The sequence below is a fragment of the Streptomyces sp. NPDC001380 genome, from assembly GCF_042895785.1.
Taxonomy (GTDB): Bacteria; Actinomycetota; Actinomycetes; order Streptomycetales; family Streptomycetaceae; genus Peterkaempfera.
This window is the reverse complement of sequence record NZ_JBIAWP010000005.1, coordinates 262,860-281,229: the sequence shown is the minus strand read 5'-3', so window position 1 is coordinate 281,229 and position 18,370 is coordinate 262,860. Positions and strand designations below refer to the sequence as shown.

Annotated in this window: 14 protein-coding genes; 4 read left to right on the top strand and 10 right to left on the bottom strand. The window is 76.6% G+C overall.

The features are described 5' to 3' along the window. Positions 1-16: 16 nt before the first annotated feature. From ACFY07_RS09325 to ACFY07_RS09315, 3 genes are read right to left on the bottom strand one after another with little or no spacing between them, the layout of a single operon-like run. Complete coding sequence (locus ACFY07_RS09325; RefSeq protein WP_390868101.1) at positions 17-889, bottom strand: thioesterase family protein; 873 nt, start codon at positions 887-889, stop codon at positions 17-19. A 54-nt stretch (positions 890-943) separates the two neighbouring features. Beyond that, on the bottom strand, positions 944-1,609 hold the full coding sequence (locus ACFY07_RS09320; protein WP_390868100.1) for a response regulator: 666 nt from the start codon (positions 1,607-1,609) through the stop codon (positions 944-946). Then, a complete protein-coding gene (locus tag ACFY07_RS09315; protein WP_390868124.1) occupies positions 1,602-2,681 on the bottom strand; it encodes a GAF domain-containing sensor histidine kinase in 1,080 nt (359 codons plus the stop codon). Before ACFY07_RS09315 ends, ACFY07_RS09320 begins: the two co-directional genes overlap by 8 nt. A gap of 759 nt (positions 2,682-3,440) precedes the next feature. On the opposite strand from ACFY07_RS09315, the gene ACFY07_RS09310 reads away from it, so the two are divergent. Then, positions 3,441-4,319, top strand: a complete 879-nt coding sequence (locus ACFY07_RS09310; RefSeq protein ID WP_390868099.1) for a transglycosylase SLT domain-containing protein — start codon at positions 3,441-3,443, stop codon at positions 4,317-4,319. A gap of 149 nt (positions 4,320-4,468) precedes the next feature. Here ACFY07_RS09310 and ACFY07_RS09305 read toward each other — a convergent pair whose 3' ends face one another. Then, a complete protein-coding gene (locus ACFY07_RS09305; RefSeq protein WP_390868098.1) occupies positions 4,469-7,063 on the bottom strand; it encodes an FHA domain-containing protein in 2,595 nt (864 codons plus the stop codon). A 234-nt stretch (positions 7,064-7,297) separates the two neighbouring features. On the opposite strand from ACFY07_RS09305, the gene ACFY07_RS09300 reads away from it, so the two are divergent. Then, positions 7,298-8,977 carry a streptophobe family protein gene (locus ACFY07_RS09300; RefSeq protein WP_390868097.1) on the top strand — a complete coding sequence of 560 codons (1,680 nt, stop codon included), beginning with the start codon at positions 7,298-7,300 and terminating at the stop codon, positions 8,975-8,977. Positions 8,978-9,067: 90 nt separating this feature from the next. Then, the gene (gene serB / locus ACFY07_RS09295; RefSeq protein WP_390868096.1) at positions 9,068-10,309 is read left to right on the top strand and encodes a phosphoserine phosphatase SerB; all 1,242 of its coding nucleotides are present in this window, start codon (positions 9,068-9,070) and stop codon (positions 10,307-10,309) included. A gap of 92 nt (positions 10,310-10,401) precedes the next feature. Here the strand turns inward: serB and ACFY07_RS09290 are convergent, their stop codons facing one another. The 3 genes from ACFY07_RS09290 to ACFY07_RS09280 all read right to left on the bottom strand — a co-directional run bounded on the left by ACFY07_RS09290 (position 10,402) and on the right by ACFY07_RS09280 (position 12,581). Further along, positions 10,402-10,929, bottom strand: a complete 528-nt coding sequence (locus ACFY07_RS09290) for a histidine phosphatase family protein (RefSeq protein ID WP_230651536.1) — start codon at positions 10,927-10,929, stop codon at positions 10,402-10,404. A gap of 64 nt (positions 10,930-10,993) precedes the next feature. Beyond that, a complete protein-coding gene (locus ACFY07_RS09285; RefSeq protein WP_255744193.1) occupies positions 10,994-11,116 on the bottom strand; it encodes an SGM_5486 family transporter-associated protein in 123 nt (40 codons plus the stop codon). A 100-nt stretch (positions 11,117-11,216) separates the two neighbouring features. Beyond that, positions 11,217-12,581: an MFS transporter gene (locus tag ACFY07_RS09280; RefSeq protein WP_390868095.1), complete on the bottom strand. Its 1,365-nt coding sequence runs from the start codon at positions 12,579-12,581 to the stop codon at positions 11,217-11,219. A 97-nt stretch (positions 12,582-12,678) separates the two neighbouring features. Between ACFY07_RS09280 and ACFY07_RS09275 the strand changes: the two genes are divergently transcribed. After that, a complete protein-coding gene (locus tag ACFY07_RS09275; protein ID WP_390868123.1) occupies positions 12,679-13,353 on the top strand; it encodes a FadR/GntR family transcriptional regulator in 675 nt (224 codons plus the stop codon). 38 nt (positions 13,354-13,391) lie between these two features. Here ACFY07_RS09275 and kynU read toward each other — a convergent pair whose 3' ends face one another. The 3 genes from kynU to glpK all read right to left on the bottom strand — a co-directional run bounded on the left by kynU (position 13,392) and on the right by glpK (position 18,237). Continuing rightward, positions 13,392-14,654 (bottom strand): kynureninase, encoded by a 1,263-nt coding sequence (gene kynU, locus ACFY07_RS09270; RefSeq protein ID WP_390868094.1) that lies wholly within the window; start codon positions 14,652-14,654, stop codon positions 13,392-13,394. Positions 14,655-14,860: 206 nt separating this feature from the next. Then, positions 14,861-16,573, bottom strand: a complete 1,713-nt coding sequence (locus ACFY07_RS09265) for a glycerol-3-phosphate dehydrogenase/oxidase (protein ID WP_390868093.1) — start codon at positions 16,571-16,573, stop codon at positions 14,861-14,863. A gap of 146 nt (positions 16,574-16,719) precedes the next feature. After that, positions 16,720-18,237 carry a glycerol kinase GlpK gene (gene glpK / locus ACFY07_RS09260; RefSeq protein ID WP_390868092.1) on the bottom strand — a complete coding sequence of 506 codons (1,518 nt, stop codon included), beginning with the start codon at positions 18,235-18,237 and terminating at the stop codon, positions 16,720-16,722. Positions 18,238-18,370 lie beyond the last annotated feature (133 nt).

Below are 18,370 nucleotides of genomic sequence, written 5' to 3'. Positions count from 1 at the left end.
GGCGGCGGGCCGGGGGCTACTGCTGCGGGCGCGGGGCGGCGGCGAGCTGGCGGGACTGGGCCACCAGGCGGCCGGCGGAGTCCCAGACCTCGGCGTCCTCCTCCAGGTAGCCGCCGGCGAGGTTGCGGGTGGCGTGGCTGATCATCAGCCAGCCGGGGGCGGGCTTGGCGCGGACGTGGACGGTGAGCTCCAGGGTCGGGGTCCAGCCGTACAGGCCCAGGTCGAAGGTGACCGGCGGCAGCGCGTCGGCGGCGAGGAGCAGCATGAGCGGGTCGGGCTCGCGGCCGTCGGCGAGGCGCAGCCAGCCGCGGATGAGCCCGTTGCCGGAGGGGGCGCCGAGGGCCCAGCCGACGCAGGCCGGGTCGAGGCGCAGGTCGAGGCGGTGCAGCAGGTCGGCCTGGGCGAGGAAGTCCGGCGGGGCCTGGTCGGTGCCGATGCACTGCTCCGGCGGCGGCATGACGGGCGGGGCGGCGGAGGTGCGGACGTCGCCGGGCAGCGCGTCGAGGTCGCCGTAGGTGGCGAGGGCGCGCAGCCGCTCGGTCTCGGTGCCGTCCGGGCCCTGCTGGCTCAGGGAGACCTGGCCGGTGGAGACGGAGCGGCCGCGGCGGACGACCTCGGTGCGCAGGGTGGCGGGGCCGGGGCGCGAGGCGGAGAGGTAGTAGGCGCTGATGGAGTAGGGGTCGGCGTGGCCGGAGTCGCCGCCGAGCTCGCGGGAGAGGGCGCGGGCGGCGGTGGCGAGCAGCAGGCCGCCGTTGATGCCGCCGCCGATGCGCCAGCCGCCGTCGAGGTCGGCGCGGTAGGCGCCGGGCAGGTCGGGGTGGCCGGTGACGGCGGTGCCCCGGTCGAACTCGGTGTCCCGGGGGAGCGCTGCGGTGTCGGTGACGGTCATGCGCGCCATGTTACCCATCGGTAGGGGAAGGGTCGGGACGGGTCCGGGCGCACGTCACGGGCCGTCGGCGGCGCCGTTGCGCACCGCCCAGAGGGCGGCCTGGGTGCGGTCGGCGAGGTCCAGCTTCATGAGGATGTTGGAGACGTGCGTCTTCACCGTCTTCTCGGACAGGTGCAGCGCGCGGGCGATCTCCCGGTTGGACCGGCCGTCGGCGATGTGGCCGAGCACCTCCTGCTCCCGGTCGGTCAGCGTGCCGCCGCGGCCCTGCGGCACCCGCGGGCCGGTGTCGGCGAGCAGCGCCCCGGCCAGCTCGGGCTGGAGCAGCACGTGGCCGGCGTGCACGGCGCGGATGGCCCCGGCGAGCGCGTCCGGGTCGACGTCCTTGTACACGTATCCCGCCGCGCCGGCCCGGAGGGCGGGGACGACCGTGCGGTGCTCGGCGAAGCTGGTGACGACCAGCACCCGGGCGGGCAGTCCGCGCTCGCGCAGGATCCGCAGCGCCTCGATGCCGTCGGTGCCGGGCATCTTGACGTCCATCAGCACCACGTCGGGCGCCAGCTCCTCGGCGCGGGCGACGCCCTCGGCGCCGTCCGCGGCCTCCCCCACCACCTCGATGTCGTCCTGCACCTCCAGGAAGGTGCGCAGGCCGCGCCGGACCACCTGGTGGTCGTCGACCAGCAGCACCCGGATGCGGGGGCGCCCGCCGTTCCCGTCAGCCACCGGGCACCTCCATCTCCACGGCGGTCCCCTTGCCGGGGGCCGACTCCACGGTCAGCGAGCCGCCGACGCCGGCGGCCCGGTCGCGCATCGACACCAGGCCGAGCCGGCGCCCCGCCCGGCGCACGGAGGCCGGGTCGAAGCCCCGGCCGTCGTCCACCACCCGCAGCACGGCGCCGCGGGACGGCGTGCCGCGCAGCTCCACGGAGACGGAGGCGGCCCCGGAGTGGCGCAGCGCGTTGTGCAGCGCCTCCTGGGCGACCCGCAGCAGGGCCTCCTCCTGGGCGGCGGGCAGCGCCCGCACGCCGTCGGCGGTGAAGGCGACCCGGGCGGCGTGGGCCCGGTTCAGCACCTCCACGTGGGAGGCGAGGGTGGGGAGCAGCCCGTCCTCGTCCAGCGCGGCGGGGCGCAGCTCGACGACCACGGCGCGCAGCTCGTCGGCGGCCTCGGCGGCGAGGCGGGCCACCTCGGCCAGCTCGCCGCGGGCGCGGGCCGGGTCGCGGTCGACCAGGGCGGCGGCGGCCTGGGCGGTGAGCCGCAGCGAGAAGAGCTTCTGCGAGACGGCGTCGTGCAGCTCGTGGGCGATGCGGGCGCGCTCGCCGGCCAGGGTGAGTTCGCGGCTGCGCTCGTACAGGCAGGCGTTGGTCAGGGCGAGGGCGGCGTGGGCGGCGAGGATGCGGGCCAGCTCCTCGTCGTGGTCGGTGAAGCCGTGCGGCCCCTGCTTGTCGGCGAGGAAGAGCGCGCCGACGGTCTCGTCGCCGTCGGTGATGGGCACGCCGAGGAAGTCGGACATCTCGGGGTGGGCGTCGGGCCAGCCCTCGAAGCGGGGGTCGCGGCGCACGTCGGCGAGCCGCTGCGGGACGGCCTCGTGCAGCATCGCGGCCAGGACGCCGTGCTGCCGGGGCAGCGGACCGATGGCGCGCCACTGCTCCTCGCTCACGCCGTCCACCACGAACTGGGCGAAGCCGCCGTGGTCGTCGGGCACCCCCAGCGCCGCGTACCGGGCGCCGAGGAGGCTGCGGGCGGAGGCGGTGATGCGCCGCAGCACCTCGCCGACCTCCAGGCGGCGGCTCATCGCCAGGACGGCGCCGCTGACGGCCTCGATGCCGGCCAGGCAGGGGTCCGCGGGCGGGCAGCCGCAGTGCTGCACGGGCGGCGGGGGCCCGGGGTCGGCGGGGGGCGGGGTCGGCATGCGGCCACGGTACCGCCGGGCGTCGGGCCGCGGGGGCGGGCGGGCCGGGACCGCGGACCCAGGACGGTGGGCCCGGGCTGCGCGGCGGGCCCCCGCCGGGATGCGGTCCCGCGCGCGGCGGGGAGACCCGGGCGGGGTGCGGACGGGGGCGCGGACGCGGAGCGTGAGGGCCTCGGATCACAGGGCCGCACGGCCGGGGCGGCGCTGTGAGGCCCCCCACAGGCACCGGATCCCGTACGACACGCGATAGTAGGGCGAAAAACCGTGCATACCGCATCAAAAGCCCCACGATGCCTCCGGGCGGCCGCCGCCTGCGGATCCGCCCCGGCAGCCTCCCCCACCCCGCCGAACGACGGCCCGGAGGGCCGGTCTCCCCCGTTTTCGCAGGGCCGGGAACACCGGGGAGGGCCGCGGACCGGCCCGCGTCCGGGACGCCGACCTCCTACCGGGCATCGTAGGAGACCTGTTTGCCCGGTCCGGGACGGCCTGCCAAGAATGACCGGGTCGCCTGGCGCTGTGGCACCCCCAGCGCCTTCCGCACGCACCGACGGATCCCCTCCTGGTGCGCCGGCCGCCGACCCGGACGCGGGCACCCCGTGCCCCTCCCCGGGCGGCCGGACCCTACCGAAGAGGACCTGCCGCATGTCCCGCACGCCGTCCCGACGCAACCTCCTGGCCGTCGGCGCCTCCACCGGAGCCGTCGCCGCCGCCACCGCCCTGGCGCTGGTCGTCCCGCAGCACGGCCCGGACACCGCCTCCGCCGCCGAGGCCTCCACCGCCACCGCCGCCTCCCCGGCGGCCGGCGCCGACAGCGCCCGCAAGGACGCCGACGCCCGCCGGCAGGCAGAGGCCAGGACCGGCGGCGCCGACCGGGCGGCCGGCCGCAGCGAGCACCGCGCGCACCTGGCGGCGAAGGCCGACGCCGAGGCCCGTGCGCAGGCACGCGCCGCGAAGCGCGCGGCGGCGGCCGCCGCCCACCGGGCCCATGTGCAGGCGGTGGCCAACGACCGGGCCGAGGCCCGCGCCGCCGCCGAGCGGGCGGCCGAGCGCGCCGCGGCCCGCAGGGCCGCCGCGAAGCGGGCCGCCGCCCACCGCGCCCACGTGCAGGCCGCGGCCAACGACCGGGCCGAGGCCCGCGCCGCCGCCGAGCGGGCCGCGGAGCGCGCCGCGGAGCGCCGGGCTGCCGCCCGGCGGGCGGCCGCGAGCCGTTCCGAGCAGCGCCCGGTCCTCGGCGGCAGCCCGCAGCAGGTCGCCCGGCAGATCATCGGCGACGCCGGCCAGTTCGCGTGCTTCTCGCAGATCGTCTCCCGCGAGAGCGGCTGGAACCCGAGCGCCACCAACGCCTCCTCCGGCGCCTACGGCCTCGTCCAGGCGCTGCCCGGCTCCAAGATGGCCTCCGCCGGCACCGACTGGCGCACCAACCCCGCCACCCAGATCAGGTGGGGCCTGGACTACATGAACTCCCGGTACGGCAGCCCCTGCGGCGCCTGGAGCTTCTGGCAGGCCCACAACTGGTACTGATCCCGCCCCGGGAGGCACAGGAGGGCGGCACCCCGACCGGGGTGCCGCCCTCCGCCGTGCCGCCGTGCCGTGGGGCCTCGCCGCACGGGCCGGGCCGTGTCGTGACGTGACGTGCCGGTCCGTGCGGACGCGGCCGCCCGGACCGCGGGTCAGCGCGAGCGCATCACCTCGGGCTCGTGGCGGCGCAGCAGCCGGACCACGAGGAAGGCGCAGACCAGGCCGAGCACGACCAGCGCGCCCGTGGACAGGGCCCACGACGCGAGGTCGTGGTCCCACAGGGGGTCGGTGCTCCCGTCCTTGCCGTCCGGCGGCGGGGAGATCGCGCCCAGGCTGACCGAGGCGCCGAGCGCGCCGACCGCCCAGCGGGCGGGGGCGAGCCAGGCCAGCTGCTCCAGGCCGGGCGCGCCGAAGAGCGGGAAGAGCGCGCCGCAGAAGACCACGTTGACGATGGCGACGAGGACGAGCAGCGGCATCGTCTTCTCCGAGGTCTTCACCAGGGAGGAGATCACCAGGCCGAGCATCATGCTGGTGAGGCCGAGGAGCACCACCGCCAGGGTCATCTCGGCCAGCGGGCTGCCCCCGAGGACCACGCCCCCGGCGGGCAGGTCGCGGGTGCCGAGGCCGATCAGGGCCAGCACGACGGACTGGACGGCGGTGAGCGCGCCCAGGGTGAGGATCTTGGACATGACGTACGCGGAGCGGGACAGGCCGGTGGCGCGTTCGCGCTCGTAGATGACCCGCTCCTTGACCAGCTCGCGGACCGAGTTGGCGGCACCGGTGAACACCGTGCCCACGGCCACGATGAGCAGCACGGTCGCGGCGTCCACGTTGAACTGCGGCTGGCCGTCCTTCACCGGCGGGTTGGCGGGCAGCAGGCCGAACTTCGCGGGGATCGCGAGGCTGACCGCGCCCATCACCACGGGCAGGATCGCGCACAGCGCCAGGAAGCCGCGGTCGGCGGCGATCACCGACAGGTAGCGGCGGGTGAGGGTCGCCAGCTGGGAGCCCCAGCTCTGCGGCTTCGGCGGCCGCGACTGCTCCTGCACGATCGGCGCGGACTGCGGGGCCACGGCCTCCACGTCGGCCGAGTACATCTGGTAGTGCACCGAGCCGCGGTAGCGGCCGGCCCAGTCGTGGTCGGGGTAGTTCTCGAACGCCTGGAAGACGTCGGCCCAGCCCTCGTAGCCGAAGAAGTGGAGCGCCTCGTCCGGCGGCCCGAAGTACGCCACCGAGCCGCCCGGCGCCATCACCAGCAGCCGGTCGCACAGGGCCAGCTCCGCGACGGAGTGCGTGACGACCAGGACGGTGCGGCCGTCGTCGGCGAGGCCGCGCAGCATCTGCATGACCTCGCGGTCCATGCCCGGGTCCAGGCCGGAGGTGGGCTCGTCCAGGAAGATCAGCGACGGCTTGGTCAGCAGCTCCAGCGCCACCGAGACGCGCTTGCGCTGGCCGCCGGAGAGGGCGGTGATCCGGTTGTCGGCGCGCTTGTCCAGGCGCAGCTCGTACAGCACCTCGTCGACCCGGGCGGCGCGCTCGGCCTCCTGGGTGTCGCCGGGGAACCGCAGCCGGGCCGCGTACTTGAGCGCGGTGCGGACGGTGAGCTCCTTGTGCAGGATGTCGTCCTGCGGGACGAGCCCGATGCGCTGGCGCAGCTCGGCGAACTGCTTGTAGAGGTTGCGGCCGTCGTACAGCACGTCGCCGCGGTCGGCGGGGCGGTAGCCGGTGAGGGCGCGCAGCAGGGTCGACTTGCCGGAGCCGGAGGGGCCGATGACGGCGACCAGCGACTTCTCCGGGACGCCGAAGGAGACGTCGTTGAGCAGGACCTTCTTCGCGCCCTTGTGGTCGACCTCGACGGTGAGGTGGCGGGCGGAGAAGGAGACCTCGCCGGTGTCGACGAACTCCTCCAGCTGGTCCCCGACCAGCCGGAAGACGGAGTGGCCGACGCCGAGGATGTCCTCGGGGCCCATCACGTGGCGCTGGACGGGCTGGCCGTTGACGTAGGTGCCGTTGTGGCTGTCCAGGTCGACGATCTCGTACCGGCCGTCGGCGAGCTGCCGCAGCTCGGCGTGGTGGCGGGAGACGCCGAGGTCGGAGACGACCAGGTCGTTGTCGAGCGAGCGGCCGATCCGCACGGTGCGCATGCCGTGCGCAAGGTTGCGGATCATGGTGGGGTTGCGGTCGCCGTAGACCGGGGTGACCCCCGTGTCCTGCGCGCCCGGGCCGGAGGGCGCGCCGCCCTGCGGCGGCACGCCGCCGTGCACCGGTGCGCCCCCCTGGAAGGCCGCCGCGCCCTGCTGGTGCGGCATGCCGGGCGTTCCCTGCTGGGGCGCGCCCCAGCCGGGCTGCGCCGCCGGGCCCGCGCCGACCTGCTGTCCCCAGGCGGCGGGCGGCTGCGCCGGGCGGTGGCCGCCCGCGTCCTGCCACTCCCCCGCACCGACGCCGACCGCTCCCGGCACCGCGGTGAAGGAGAGGCGGGGCCCGTTCTCGGCGTTGCCGAGGCAGACCACGGTGCCCGGCACGAGCAGCGCGCGGGCGGTGCGGCGGCCGTCGACGTAGGTGCCGTTGGTGCTGCCGTGGTCGTCCAGCAGCCAACTGCCGCCGTCGTGGGAGATGGTGGCGTGGCGCCAGGAGACCCGCGCGTCGTCGAACGCCACGTCCGACTGCGGGTCGCGTCCGAGCGCGTACGTGCGGCCGGACTCCAGGGTCCGGCTCCGCCCGTTGAATTCAAGAACGAGTTGCGGCACTTTCAGCCTGCCCCACTCACGTAGTCCCCCGGGTGTTCCCTCTGCGGGGATTCTAGGGATGGCGTATGACGGGGGGAATCATTCCAGCTCGATCACCGTGCGACGAACCCGGAGCGGACACTGTGACCGTGTGGCAACGTTGACGGCGCACCGCTGCGGCGGTGCGCTGGAGGGGGCCTGCGGCGGCGGCCGCCGCGGGTCGCGGGGCACCGGTGACGGAGGAGCGGGGGCACGATGGGCAGGAGTGCCGGGGTGCGGTGGGCCGTGCAGGCCGCGGCCGCCGTGGGCTGGGCGTTCACGGCCATGGCGGGCACCGCGGCGCTGGGGCTGCACCTGCTGGGCGCCGACGGGTACGCCCGCCTGGGCCCGATGACCGCGGCCGTGGTGGCGTTGGGCGCCGGCGGCTCGGTGACCCCCGTCGGCTCGGCCGGGGTGTTCGGCGCGGGCGGGGTCGCGGGGGCGCACACCGCGCTGGACGTGATGCCGCTGGGCGTCGCCCTCGTGGGCGCCGCGGTGCTGGGCCGGCTGTTCGTGCAGCCGCTGCGGCGGCGGGCGGAGGTGCCGCCGTGGGAGCTGGCGTACCGGGCCGTCGTCACGGTGGTCTGCTTCCTCGCCGTGCTCGGGCTGCTGTGCTGGGCGGGCGACGACACCACGACGCTGGACGTCGGGAGGCTCACCGGCGCGGGCGGGGGGAGCGGCGGCGGGGACGACGGCGGGCTCGGCGGGCTGCTGGACCCCGGGAAGCTCGGCGGCATCGTCGGCGGCATCGCGAAGCCCACCGCCACCGTCGGCTACTCGGTGCGGACCGGCCCCACCCTGCTCGCCGGACTGCTGTGGGTGCTCGCGGTCCTGGTGCTGGCGCTCGCCGTCTCCCGCCGCACGCCGCTGCCGCGCGGGTGGGAGGCGCTGCACCGCACGGTGCGGCCGGTGGCCTCCGCCCTGGGGACAGTGCTGCTGGTCGCGGTGGTGGCCGGGGTCGGGACCGCCGTGGTGCTCCCCCTGACCGAGGGGTCGAGCCCCGCCACCGCCGCGGGCGGCGCGCTGCTGGCCACGCCCAACGGCATCGGCCTGGCCGTGCCGGTGGCGCTGGGGATGACGCTCACCGGCCAGGCCACCGGCGCGCTGGCGCACGTCGTCCCGGCCCCGCTGGACCGGCTGCTGAGCGCCGGGACGGCCCAGGACGTCACCCTGGGACGGCTGCGGGAGCTGGACGGGTCGCTGTGGGTGCTGCCGGTGGCGATCGGGCTGCTGCTCCTGCTCGCGGGGGTGCTGGCCGCCGTGCGGACCCCGGTCGCCGGACCGGTCCCCGGGGGGCGGGGCCCCGGCGGGCGGGTCGGGGAGCCGCCGCCCCCGGCGCCGCTGCGGGAGGCCGCGGCGGCGGCGCTGCGGCTGGGTCTGGGCCTGGCGGTGGCGGTGCCGGCGGGGCTGGCGCTGTCGGAGGTCTCGGTGGACGCGAGCCTGTCGGTGCTGGGCTTCGACGCGTTCGGCGCCAAGGCGTCGCTGGGGGGCAGCCTGCCCCTGGCGGCGCTGTACGGGCTGGTGTGGGGGGCCGTGGCCGGGTTCGCCGGGTGGCTGCTGGTGGACCGGTTCGCCGCGGCGAGGCGTCCGGCGGCGGCACCGGGCGCGGCCACCGCACCGGGCGGCGGGCAGGCGGACGGCGGGCAGGCGGGCGGTGGGCAGGCCGTGCCGCCGGCCGGTCCGGTCCCGCAGACGCCCGCGGACGGGACGGCTCCCGGCGGGAGCGGGGGCGGGGGCGGGGCGGCCGCGTACGGGGGCCTGCCCGAGCACCGCGCGCCGGACGCGCACCCGCACAACCCGTATCTGGCGGACGGCGGTTTCAACCCCTACGCCGACGGCCCCACCGCCGCGCCCCCTCCGCCGCCGCACCCGCCGGGCCGCGACCCGCAGGGGTGACCCACCCGCGCGGCGGGGCGCGCCGGGGGCGTCCACGGAGCGGACGGGGAGCGGGGCGCACGATGCGCGCCCGGTAGCGTGGTGAGCACCATGAACGCATCGCTCCCGGCCGCTGAGCCCCTCCCCGAACCGGCGCCGCAGCCCCGGACCCTGCTGGTCAAGGTGTTCGGCAAGGACCGGCCCGGCATCACCACGGGCCTCTTCTCGACGCTCGCCGGCTTCGGCGTCGACGTCATCGACATCGAGCAGGTCGTGACCCGGGGGCGGATCACGCTCTGCGCCCTGGTCACCCCGCCGTCCGGCGGCTCCCCCGGCGCGGAGGGCGAGCTGCGTTCGACGGTGCACCGCTGGGCGGAGGACCGCAGGCTGCAGGCCGAGATCATCTCCGGCACCGGCGACAACCGGCCGCGCCGCGAGGGCCGCTCCCACGTCACCGTGCTGGGCCACCCGCTGACCGCCGGGGCCGTCGCCGCGCTCACCTCCCGCATCACCGACCTCGACGGGAACATCGACCGGGTGTTCCGCCTGGCCAAGTACCCGGTGACGGCCGTGGAGCTGGCGGTGTCCGGCGTGCCCACCGAGGAGCTGCGCACCGCGCTGGCGGCCGAGGCCGCCGTGCAGAAGGTGGACGTGGCCGTGGTCCGGGCCGGGCTGCACCGGCGCGCCAAGCGGCTGGTGGTGATGGACGTGGACTCCACGCTCATCCAGGACGAGGTGATCGAGCTCTTCGCCGCCCACGCGGGCTGCGAGGAGGAGGTCGCCGCGGTGACGGCGGCGGCGATGCGCGGCGAGCTGGACTTCGCCGAGTCGCTGCGGGCGCGGGTCGCGCTGCTGGCGGGCCTGGACGCCGGGGTGGTGGAGAAGGTCCGCGCGGAGGTGCGGCTGACCCCGGGCGCCCGCACCCTGATCCGGACCCTCAAGCGGCTCGGCTACCAGGTCGGGATCGTCTCCGGCGGCTTCACGCAGGTCACCGACGACCTGGTGGAGCGCCTCGGGCTGGACTTCGCCGCCGCGAACACCCTGGAGGTGGCGGACGGCCGGTTCACCGGCCGGGTGGTGGGCGGGATCGTCGACCGGGCCGGGAAGGCGCGGATGCTGGCGCGCTTCGCCGAGGAGGCGCAGGTGCCGCTGGAGCAGACGGTCGCGATCGGCGACGGCGCCAACGACCTGGACATGCTGAACGCGGCCGGCCTGGGCGTCGCCTTCAACGCCAAGCCGGTGGTGCGGCGGGCGGCCGACACCGCCGTGAACGTGCCGTTCCTGGACACCGTGCTCTACCTGCTGGGCATCACCCGCGAGGAGGTCGAGGCGGCCGACGCCGTGGACGGCTGACCCGGCTCCCCGCACGTCACGCACCGGCGGCCCCCCGCCCGCGGCTCACCGCGCGGGCGGGGGGCCGCCGCCGTTCCCGGGGATGCGGGCGGTCAGTCGTCCTGCGGGGCGTGGAAGGCGACGAGGCGGGCCGAGCCGGGCTCGACCGTCTTCCAGGAGCCGGTGTGGGACAGCACCGCGACCGCCGCGGTGGGGAAGCCGCCGCGGCGCAGCCGCACCAGGGCGTCGCCCTCGGCCGCGTCGCCGGCCAGCACCTCGGTGAGGCCCTGCACGCCGGGGTTGTGGCCGACCAGCAGCAGGTCGGAGACCTCGTCGGGGGTCTCCTGGAGGACGGCGACGATCTCGCCGGGGCTGGCCTCGTACAGGCGGTCCTCGTAGACCGTGCGCCGGGACCGCTTGGGCAGCTCGTGGGCGACGAGCTTCCAGGTCTCGCGGGTGCGCAGCGCGGTGGAGCAGAGGACGAGTCCGGGGTTGATCCCCGCGCCGGCCAGCCAGCGACCGGCGGCGGGGGCGTCCCTCCGGCCGCGGTCGGCCAGGGGCCGCTCGTGGTCGGGCACCGACGGCCAGTCGGCCTTCGCGTGCCGGAGGACGATGATCCTGCGGGGCGTGTCGACGCTCATGCGCTCAGCTTTCCAGAAATCGCCGGGGTCGGCGCGGTGCTCGGGCCCGCGCCACCCGTGGGTGTCAGCCCATGCGGGAGGCGATGGTGGCGATCACGGCCACCAGGATCAGGATGCCGGCGATGGCCGCGAACATCAGCAGGAGCTTGCGCTGGCCGTCGGTGGGGTTCGGTTCGAGCACGGGCATGGTCCGAGTGTCGCACTGCACGGGCCCGGCACCCGCACCGGGGCGGCGTGTCGGGCCCCGCGCCGGGACGGCGTGTGGGGCGCCGCCCCGGCGCGGCGGGTCAGGCGGGGACCTCGTCCTCGACGTGGCGGGCGCGGGCGGCCCGCAGGCCGACCGCCATCTGCGGCAGCATCAGCGCGGCGAGCAGCCCGACGGGCGCGTGCCAGCCGCCGGTGGACTGGTAGAGGGCGCCGACCAGGACCGGCCCGGGGATGGAGATGAGGTAGCCGAGGCTCTGGGCGAAGGCGGACAGCCCGGCGACCCCGGCGGCGCTGCGGGCCCGCAGGCCGATCATGGTGAGGGCGAGCGGGAAGGCGCAGTTCGACAGGCCGGCCAGGGCGGCCCACAGCCAGGGCGCGGCGGCCGGCGCCAGGGCGAGGCCGGCGTACCCGGCGAGGCCGCAGGAGCCGAGGAGGACGACGAAGAGCCGCTGGTCGGGGCGGGAGGCCGCCAGCGAGGGCAGGAGGAAGGAGACCGGGACGCCGACCACCATGGTCACGGCGAGCAGCACGCCCGACGTCCCGGCGGAGATGCCGGCGTCCTGGTAGATCTGCGGCAGCCAGCCCATGGTGGCGTACGCACCGGTGGACTGCAGGCCGAAGAAGACGGCGAGCGCCCACGCGGTGCGGCTGCGCCGCAGCCGCAGGCCGCGTCCGGCGGCCGGGGCCCCCGGGGCGGCGGGCCCGCGGCGGTCGGCGGCCGCGGCCGCGAGCCACAGCGCGAGGGCGACGGCGGCGACGGCCGCCCACACCCCGAGGCCGGCCCGCCAGCCTCCGCCGAGGGCGGAGGTGAGGGGCACGGTGACGGCGGCGGCCACGGCGGTGCCGGCCGACAGCGCCATGGAGTAGAGGCCCATCATGGGTCCGACCCGGTCGGGGAAGTACCGCTTGACGACCACCGGCATCAGCACGTTGGTGACCGCGATGCCGGCCAGGGCGACCGCGCTGAGCAGGAGGAAGACGGCCGTGCCGCCGGCGAGGGCGCGGGCCGCCAGTCCGGCGGTGACGGCGCCCATGCCCGCCGCCAGGACGGCCGCCGGGCCGATGCGGCGGGCGAGGCCCGGGGCGGCGAGGCCGAAGACGGCGAAGCAGAGCGAGGGGACGGCGGTGAGCAGTCCGGCCAGGGTGGCGCTCATGCCGAGGTCGGCGCGGACCCGCTCCAGCAGGGGGCCGAGGCTGGTGACGGCGGGGCGGAGGTTGAAGGCGGCGGCGACCACGGCGGCGACGAGCAGCAGGCGCAGCCGACGGCCGCCCCGGGGCCCGACGGCGGGGGCCGGGGCGCCCCGGTGCCGGTCGTCCCGGGCACGGGCGCCGGGGGCGGGGGCGCCCGCGGCACGGGGGTCGGCGAGGCGGTCCTGCGGGGCGGGTGCGGGGCCGGTGCGGGCGGGGCCGGGCCCGTCGGTGGTGCGGTCTGCGGCGGTCGACATAACCCCATCATAGAATGATGGGATGACTTGGCCGCCCGAGCGGCTGATGGATGATGTGGGGACCGGCGGGAAGGCCCGCCCCCCCGGAGGGAGTCCCATGGTGCTGTCGTCCGCCCGGCGCACACCGCTGTCCGACCAGGTGATCGCCCAGCTGCGCGCCCAGATCACCTCCGGCGAGTGGCCGGTCGGCTCGCGCATCCCGACCGAGGCCGAACTGGTGGAGCAGCTGGGCGTGGCCCGCAACACCGTCCGCGAGGCCGTCCGGGCCCTGGCGCACAACGGACTGCTGGACATCCGGCAGGGCTCGGGCACCTACGTGCTGGCCACCAGCGAGCTCGCGGGGGTGATGCACCGGCGGTTCTCCGAGGCGGACCCGGACCGGGTGGCCGAGCTGCGGGAGGCGCTGGAGGCGTCGGCCGCCGGGCTGGCCGCGCGCCGCCGCACCGAGCGCGACCTGGACCTGCTGGACACCGCGCTGCGGCGGCGGGAGGAGGGCTGGCGCTCCGGCGACCCCGAGGCGTTCGTGCAGGCCGACGCCGCCTTCCACCAGGCCGTGGTGGCCGCCGCCCACAACGAGGTGCTGGCCGCGCTCTACGCGGACCTCGGCGAGGTCCTGCGCGCGTACCTGCGCCGCGACGTCGGCCCGGTCCTCTCCGCCGACCGGTACGTCGACCACGGCAGGATCGTGGCCGCCGTCCGCCGCGGCGACCCGGAGGCGGCGTCGGCCGAGGCCGCCGACGCCGTCCGGTCCTGCCGCGTCGAGGCGGGCTGAGGCCGGGGCCCGCCGGCCCGGCCGGCGGGGCGGGCCGGTCAGGTCACCGCGGCCCGCCGCCGGAACCGCTCGTCGCGGTACTCACCCGAGACCGCGGCCTCCCGCAGCTCCCGCACCGCCGCGAGCACGTCGGCGTGCGAGACGTACAGCGCGTTGACGCCGAGGCGCACCAGGTCCGGCGCCCGCATGTCGCCGATGACACCCCGCGCGGCCAGGGCCTGCACCAGCGGGTACGCGTCGGGGTGGCGCAGCGAGACCTGGCTGCCGCGGCGGTCGGCCTCGCGCGGGGTGGCGACGGTGAAGCCGAGGCCGTCCAGCAGCCGGTCCGCGCACTCCAGGAGGAACTCCGTCAGCGAGACGCTCTTGGCCCGCACCTGCACCGTGTCCACGCCGTCGAACGCGGTGAGCGCCGCCTCCAGCGCCAGCAGCGACAGCATCGGCGGGGTGCCGACGCGGGCGCGGCCGATGCCGGGGGCGGGCCGGTAGGAGCCCTCCATGGCGAAGGGCTCGGCGTGGCCGTTCCAGCCGGTGAGCGGCTGGTCGAAGGCGTCCTGGTGCCGGTGGGCGACGTACAGGAAGGCCGGGGCGCCGGGGCCGCCGGAGAGGTACTTGTAGCCGCAGCCGACGGCGAGGTCGACCCCGTGGGCGTCCAGCTCCAGCGGCAGGCAGCCGGCGGCGTGGCACAGGTCCCACAGGGCGAGCGCGCCCGCCCGGTGGGCGGCGGCGGTGAGGGCCGCGACGTCGTACAGCTCGCCGGTGCGGTAGTCGACCGGGCCGTACACGGTGACGGCGACCCGGTCGCCGTCGGCGGCCAGGGCGGCGGCCAGCTCCCGGGCGGGGACGCGGCGCACCTCCAGGCCGAGCAGGCGGCCGACGGAGTCGGCGATGTACTGGTCGGTGGGGAACTGGTCCGGGTCGGTCAGCAGCAGGGGCCGGCCGGGGCGCAGCCGGGCGGCGGCGGTGAGGGCGTTGAACAGCTGGACGCTGGTGGACTCCCCCGCCAGCACCTGGCCGGGGGCGGCGCCGAGGAGGCGGCCGACGGCGTCGCCGACCCGCTGGGGGGCCTGCCACCAGCCGTTGTCGTTCCAGGACCGGATGAGGTCGGTGCCCCACTGGCGCCGGACGGCGTCCTCCAGGGCGGCCGGGACGGCGGCGGGGAGGGCGCCGAGGGAGTTGCCGTCGAGGTAGACGACGCCCTCGGGCAGCAGGAACCGGTCGCGCAGGGCGGCCAGCGGGTCGGCGGCGTCCAGGGCGGCGGCGCGGGACGCGAGGGCGGTGAGGGCGTCGGTGGCGGTGGTCACCGGGTTCGCCTCCGTGAGGAGTGGGGTGCGGGGACGGCGCGGGTCGCGCGCCGCTGGCCGCACCCTAGCCGGGGCGGCCGCCGGGCGGTACCGCACGGCGGCGTGGACCGGCCTGCGGCGGCGTGCGGCGGTCCGGCACGGGCGGGAGGGTCCGTGCCGGACCGGTCGGGCGGGGCGGCCCGGCGGGGGCTGCCGGGAGGGGCCGGTCAGGCGAGCGGCACGATCTCCGGGGCGCCGAGGCGCGCCGCGTCGGCGGTGTGGTCGTCGGGCTGCTCCTGCGCCTCGCGCTCGGCCTCCACCCGCTTGAGGTAGTGGTCGACCTCCCGCTCCACCTGCGCCGCGTCCCAGCCGAGGTGCCCGGCCATGAGCTCCGCGACGGGCCGGGCCGCGTCCACGCCGCGGTCCCAGGACTCGATGGAGATGCGGGTGCGGCGGGCGAGGACGTCGTCCAGGTGCCGGGCCCCCTCGTGGGTGACCGCGTAGACGGCCTCGGCCCGCAGGTAGTCGTCGGAGCTGGGCAGCGGGTCGCCGAGGGAGGGGTCGGCGGCGACCAGGTCCAGCACCTCGTGGACGAGGGAGCCGTGGCGGTGCAGGAGGTGCTCGAGGCGGGCCACGTGCAGGCCGGACTCGCGGGCGAGGTTCTGGCGGGCGTTCCACAGCGCCTGGAAGCCGTCGGCGCCGAGCAGCGGCACGCTGCGGGTGGTGCACTCCGGCACCTTCTCGTCCAGGCCGCGCACGGCCTCGTCCACGGCGTCCTTGGCCATCACCCGGTAGGTCGTGTACTTGCCCCCGGCGATGACGACCAGGCCGGGCACGGGGTGGGCGACCAGGTGCTCGCGGGAGAGCTTGCTGGTCTCGGCGGCCTCGCCGGACAGCAGCGGCCGCAGGCCGGCGTAGACGCCCTCGACGTCCTCGGGGGTGAGCGGGGTGACCAGGACCGTGTTGACCCGGTCGAGCAGGTACCGCACGTCCTTGGCGCTGGCCGCGGGGTGGAACTTGTCGAGGTCCCAGTCGGTGTCCGTCGTGCCGATGATCCAGTGCCGGCCCCAGGGGATGACGAACAGGACGCTCTTCTCGGTCCGCAGGATCAGCCCGGTCCGGGAGTTGATGCGGTCCCGCGGCACCAGCAGGTGGATGCCCTTGGAGGCGCGGACGTGGAACTGGCCGCGGGTGCCGGCCATGCCCTGGGTGTCGTCGGTCCACACGCCGGTGGCGTTGATCACCTGCTTCGCCCGGACCTCGTGCTCGGTCCCGGTCTCCAGGTCGGTGACGACCGCGCCGACCACCCGCTCGCCCTGCCGCAGGAAGCGGGAGACCCGGGCGCGGTTGGCGATCAGCGCGCCGTAGGCGGCGGCGGTGCGGGCGATGAGCATGGTGTGGCGGGCGTCGTCGACCTGCGCGTCCCAGTACTGGACGGCGCCGACCAGGGCGTCGGAGCGCAGCGCGGGGGCCTCCCGCAGGGCCCCGCGGCGGGTGAGGTGGCGGTGGTGGGGCAGTCCGCGGGCGGTGCCCGAGGTGGTGCCCATGGTGTCGTACAGCAGGACGCCGGAGCCGACGTAGGGGCGCTCCCAGACGCGGTGCTGCAGGGGGTAGAGGAAGGGGACGGGCCGCACCAGGTGGGGGGCGAGGTGCTGGATGAGCAGGCCGCGCTCGCGCAGGGCCTCGGCGACCAGGCGGAAGTCGAGCATCTCCAGGTAGCGCAGGCCGCCGTGGATGAGCTTGCTGGAGCGGCTGGAGGTGCCCGACGCCCAGTCCCGGGCCTCGACCAGGCCCGTGCTCAGGCCCCGGGTGGCGGCGTCGAGGGCGGCTCCGGCGCCGACCACGCCGCCGCCGACGACGAGGATGTCGAGTTCGCGTTCGCCGAGGCGTGCGAGCGCGTCGGCGCGGGTCTGGGGCGAGAGTGCCACCGGCTTCACCATGGGTCAGCTCCTCGTGGGGTCGCTCGTGGGGGCGTTCGTGCGGCGGGTGCCGGTGCGGGCGGGCGCGCGGGCCGCCGCAGTGGCGGGGTGCGGGCGTCCGGCCCGGGCGGGCGGTGCGGGCGGGCGGTGCGGGCGGGGGCCGGGCGTCACTCGACCTCCACCCAGTCCAGGGTGCGCTGCACGGCCTTCTTCCAGCCCGCGTAGCCCTCCTCGCGCCGCTCGTCGCTCCACTGCGGCTCCCACCGCTTCGACTCGTGCCAGTGCTCGCGCAGTTCGTCGGTGTCGCGCCAGAAGCCGGTGGCGAGTCCGGCCGCGTAGGCGGCGCCCAGCGCGGTGGTCTCGGCGACCACGGGCCGGCTGACGGGGACGCCGAGGACGTCGGCCTGGGTCTGCATGCACAGGTCGTTGGCGGTGACGCCGCCGTCGACCCTGAGGACGTCCAGGTGGACGCCGGAGTCCTGCTCCATGGCCTCGACCACGTCGCGGCTCTGGTAGCAGATGGCCTCCAGGGTGGCGCGGGCCAGGTGGCCGTTGGTGTGGTAGCGGGCGAGGCCGACGATGGCGCCGCGGGCGTCGGAGCGCCAGTACGGGGCGAACAGGCCGGAGAAGGCGGGCACGAAGTAGACGCCGCCGCTGTCCTCCACGGTGCGGGCGAGGCGCTCGCTCTCGGCGGCGTCGGTGATGGTCCGCATCTGGTCGCGCAGCCACTGCACGGCGGAGCCGGTGACAGCGATGGAGCCCTCCAGCGCGTACACGGCCGGGGCGTCGCCGAAGCGGTAGGCGACGGTGGTGATCAGGCCGTGCTGCGAGCGGACCGGCTCGGTGCCGGTGTTGAGCAGCAGGAAGTTGCCGGTGCCGTAGGTGTTCTTGGCCTGGCCGACGTCGAAGCAGACCTGGCCGACGGTGGCGGCCTGCTGGTCGCCGAGGACGCCGGTGATGGGGACGGCGGAGCGCAGCGGGCGGGTGGTGCGGGTCTGCCCGTACGCCTCGGGGTGGGAGGAGGCGTTGATCGCCGGCAGCATGGCGCGGGGGATGCCGAAGATCTCCAGGAGCTCGTCGTCCCAGTCGAGGGTCTCCAGGTCCATGAGCATGGTGCGGCTGGCGTTGGTGACGTCGGTGGCGTGGATGCCGCCGTTGGGGCCGCCGGTGAGGTTCCACAGCACCCAGCAGTCGGTGGTGCCGAAGAGGGCGTGGCCCTTCTCGGCGGCCTCGCGCAGGCCGTCGACGTTCTCCAGCATCCACTTGATCTTGCCGCCGGAGAAGTAGGTGGCGGGCGGCAGGCCGGCCCGGCGGCGGATGAGGTCGCCGTGGCCGTCGCGCTCCAGGGCGGTGGCGATGCGGTCGGTGCGGGTGTCCTGCCAGACGATGGCGTTGCCGTAGGGCTGGCCGTTGCGCGGGTCCCACACGACGGTGGTCTCGCGCTGGTTGGTGATGCCGATGGCGGCGAGGTCGGCGGCGGCGATGCCCGCCGAGCGGACGGCGTTCTGGATGGCGACGTTGGTCCGCTCCCAGATCTCCACCGGGTCGTGCTCGACCCAGCCGGGGCGCGGCAGGATCTGGGTGTGCTCCAGCTGGTGCTTGGCCACCTCGTTGCCGTCGTGGTCGAAGATCATGAAGCGGCTGCTGGTGGTCCCCTGGTCCACCGCGCCGACGAAGTCCGCCATGGGTGCCGCCTTTCTCCGGGCTCTAGCCGGGCTGTCGCCGGGTCTCACGGGATCCTGCGGGGCTCGCTGCCCCGGCCGGTCCGGTCCCGGTGGGTCCGGTCCCGGTGGGTCCGGTGCCGGTGGGTTCGGTGCC

What these genes read in the sequence shown, in the direction of transcription:
- ACFY07_RS09325 (WP_390868101.1), bottom strand. Translation starts at nt 889, where the DNA reads ATGACCGTCACCGACACCGCAGCGCTCCCCCGGGACACCGAGTTCGAC.
- ACFY07_RS09315 (WP_390868124.1), bottom strand. Translation starts at nt 2,681, where the DNA reads ATGAGCCGCCGCCTGGAGGTCGGCGAGGTGCTGCGGCGCATCACCGCC.
- ACFY07_RS09310 (WP_390868099.1), top strand. Translation starts at nt 3,441, where the DNA reads ATGTCCCGCACGCCGTCCCGACGCAACCTCCTGGCCGTCGGCGCCTCC.
- ACFY07_RS09300 (WP_390868097.1), top strand. Translation starts at nt 7,298, where the DNA reads ATGGGCAGGAGTGCCGGGGTGCGGTGGGCCGTGCAGGCCGCGGCCGCC.
- serB (WP_390868096.1), top strand. Translation starts at nt 9,068, where the DNA reads ATGAACGCATCGCTCCCGGCCGCTGAGCCCCTCCCCGAACCGGCGCCG.
- ACFY07_RS09290 (WP_230651536.1), bottom strand. Translation starts at nt 10,929, where the DNA reads ATGAGCGTCGACACGCCCCGCAGGATCATCGTCCTCCGGCACGCGAAG.
- ACFY07_RS09285 (WP_255744193.1), bottom strand. Translation starts at nt 11,116, where the DNA reads ATGCCCGTGCTCGAACCGAACCCCACCGACGGCCAGCGCAAGCTCCTG.
- ACFY07_RS09280 (WP_390868095.1), bottom strand. Translation starts at nt 12,581, where the DNA reads ATGTCGACCGCCGCAGACCGCACCACCGACGGGCCCGGCCCCGCCCGC.
- ACFY07_RS09275 (WP_390868123.1), top strand. Translation starts at nt 12,679, where the DNA reads ATGGTGCTGTCGTCCGCCCGGCGCACACCGCTGTCCGACCAGGTGATC.
- ACFY07_RS09265 (WP_390868093.1), bottom strand. Translation starts at nt 16,573, where the DNA reads ATGGTGAAGCCGGTGGCACTCTCGCCCCAGACCCGCGCCGACGCGCTC.
- glpK (WP_390868092.1), bottom strand. Translation starts at nt 18,237, where the DNA reads ATGGCGGACTTCGTCGGCGCGGTGGACCAGGGGACCACCAGCAGCCGC.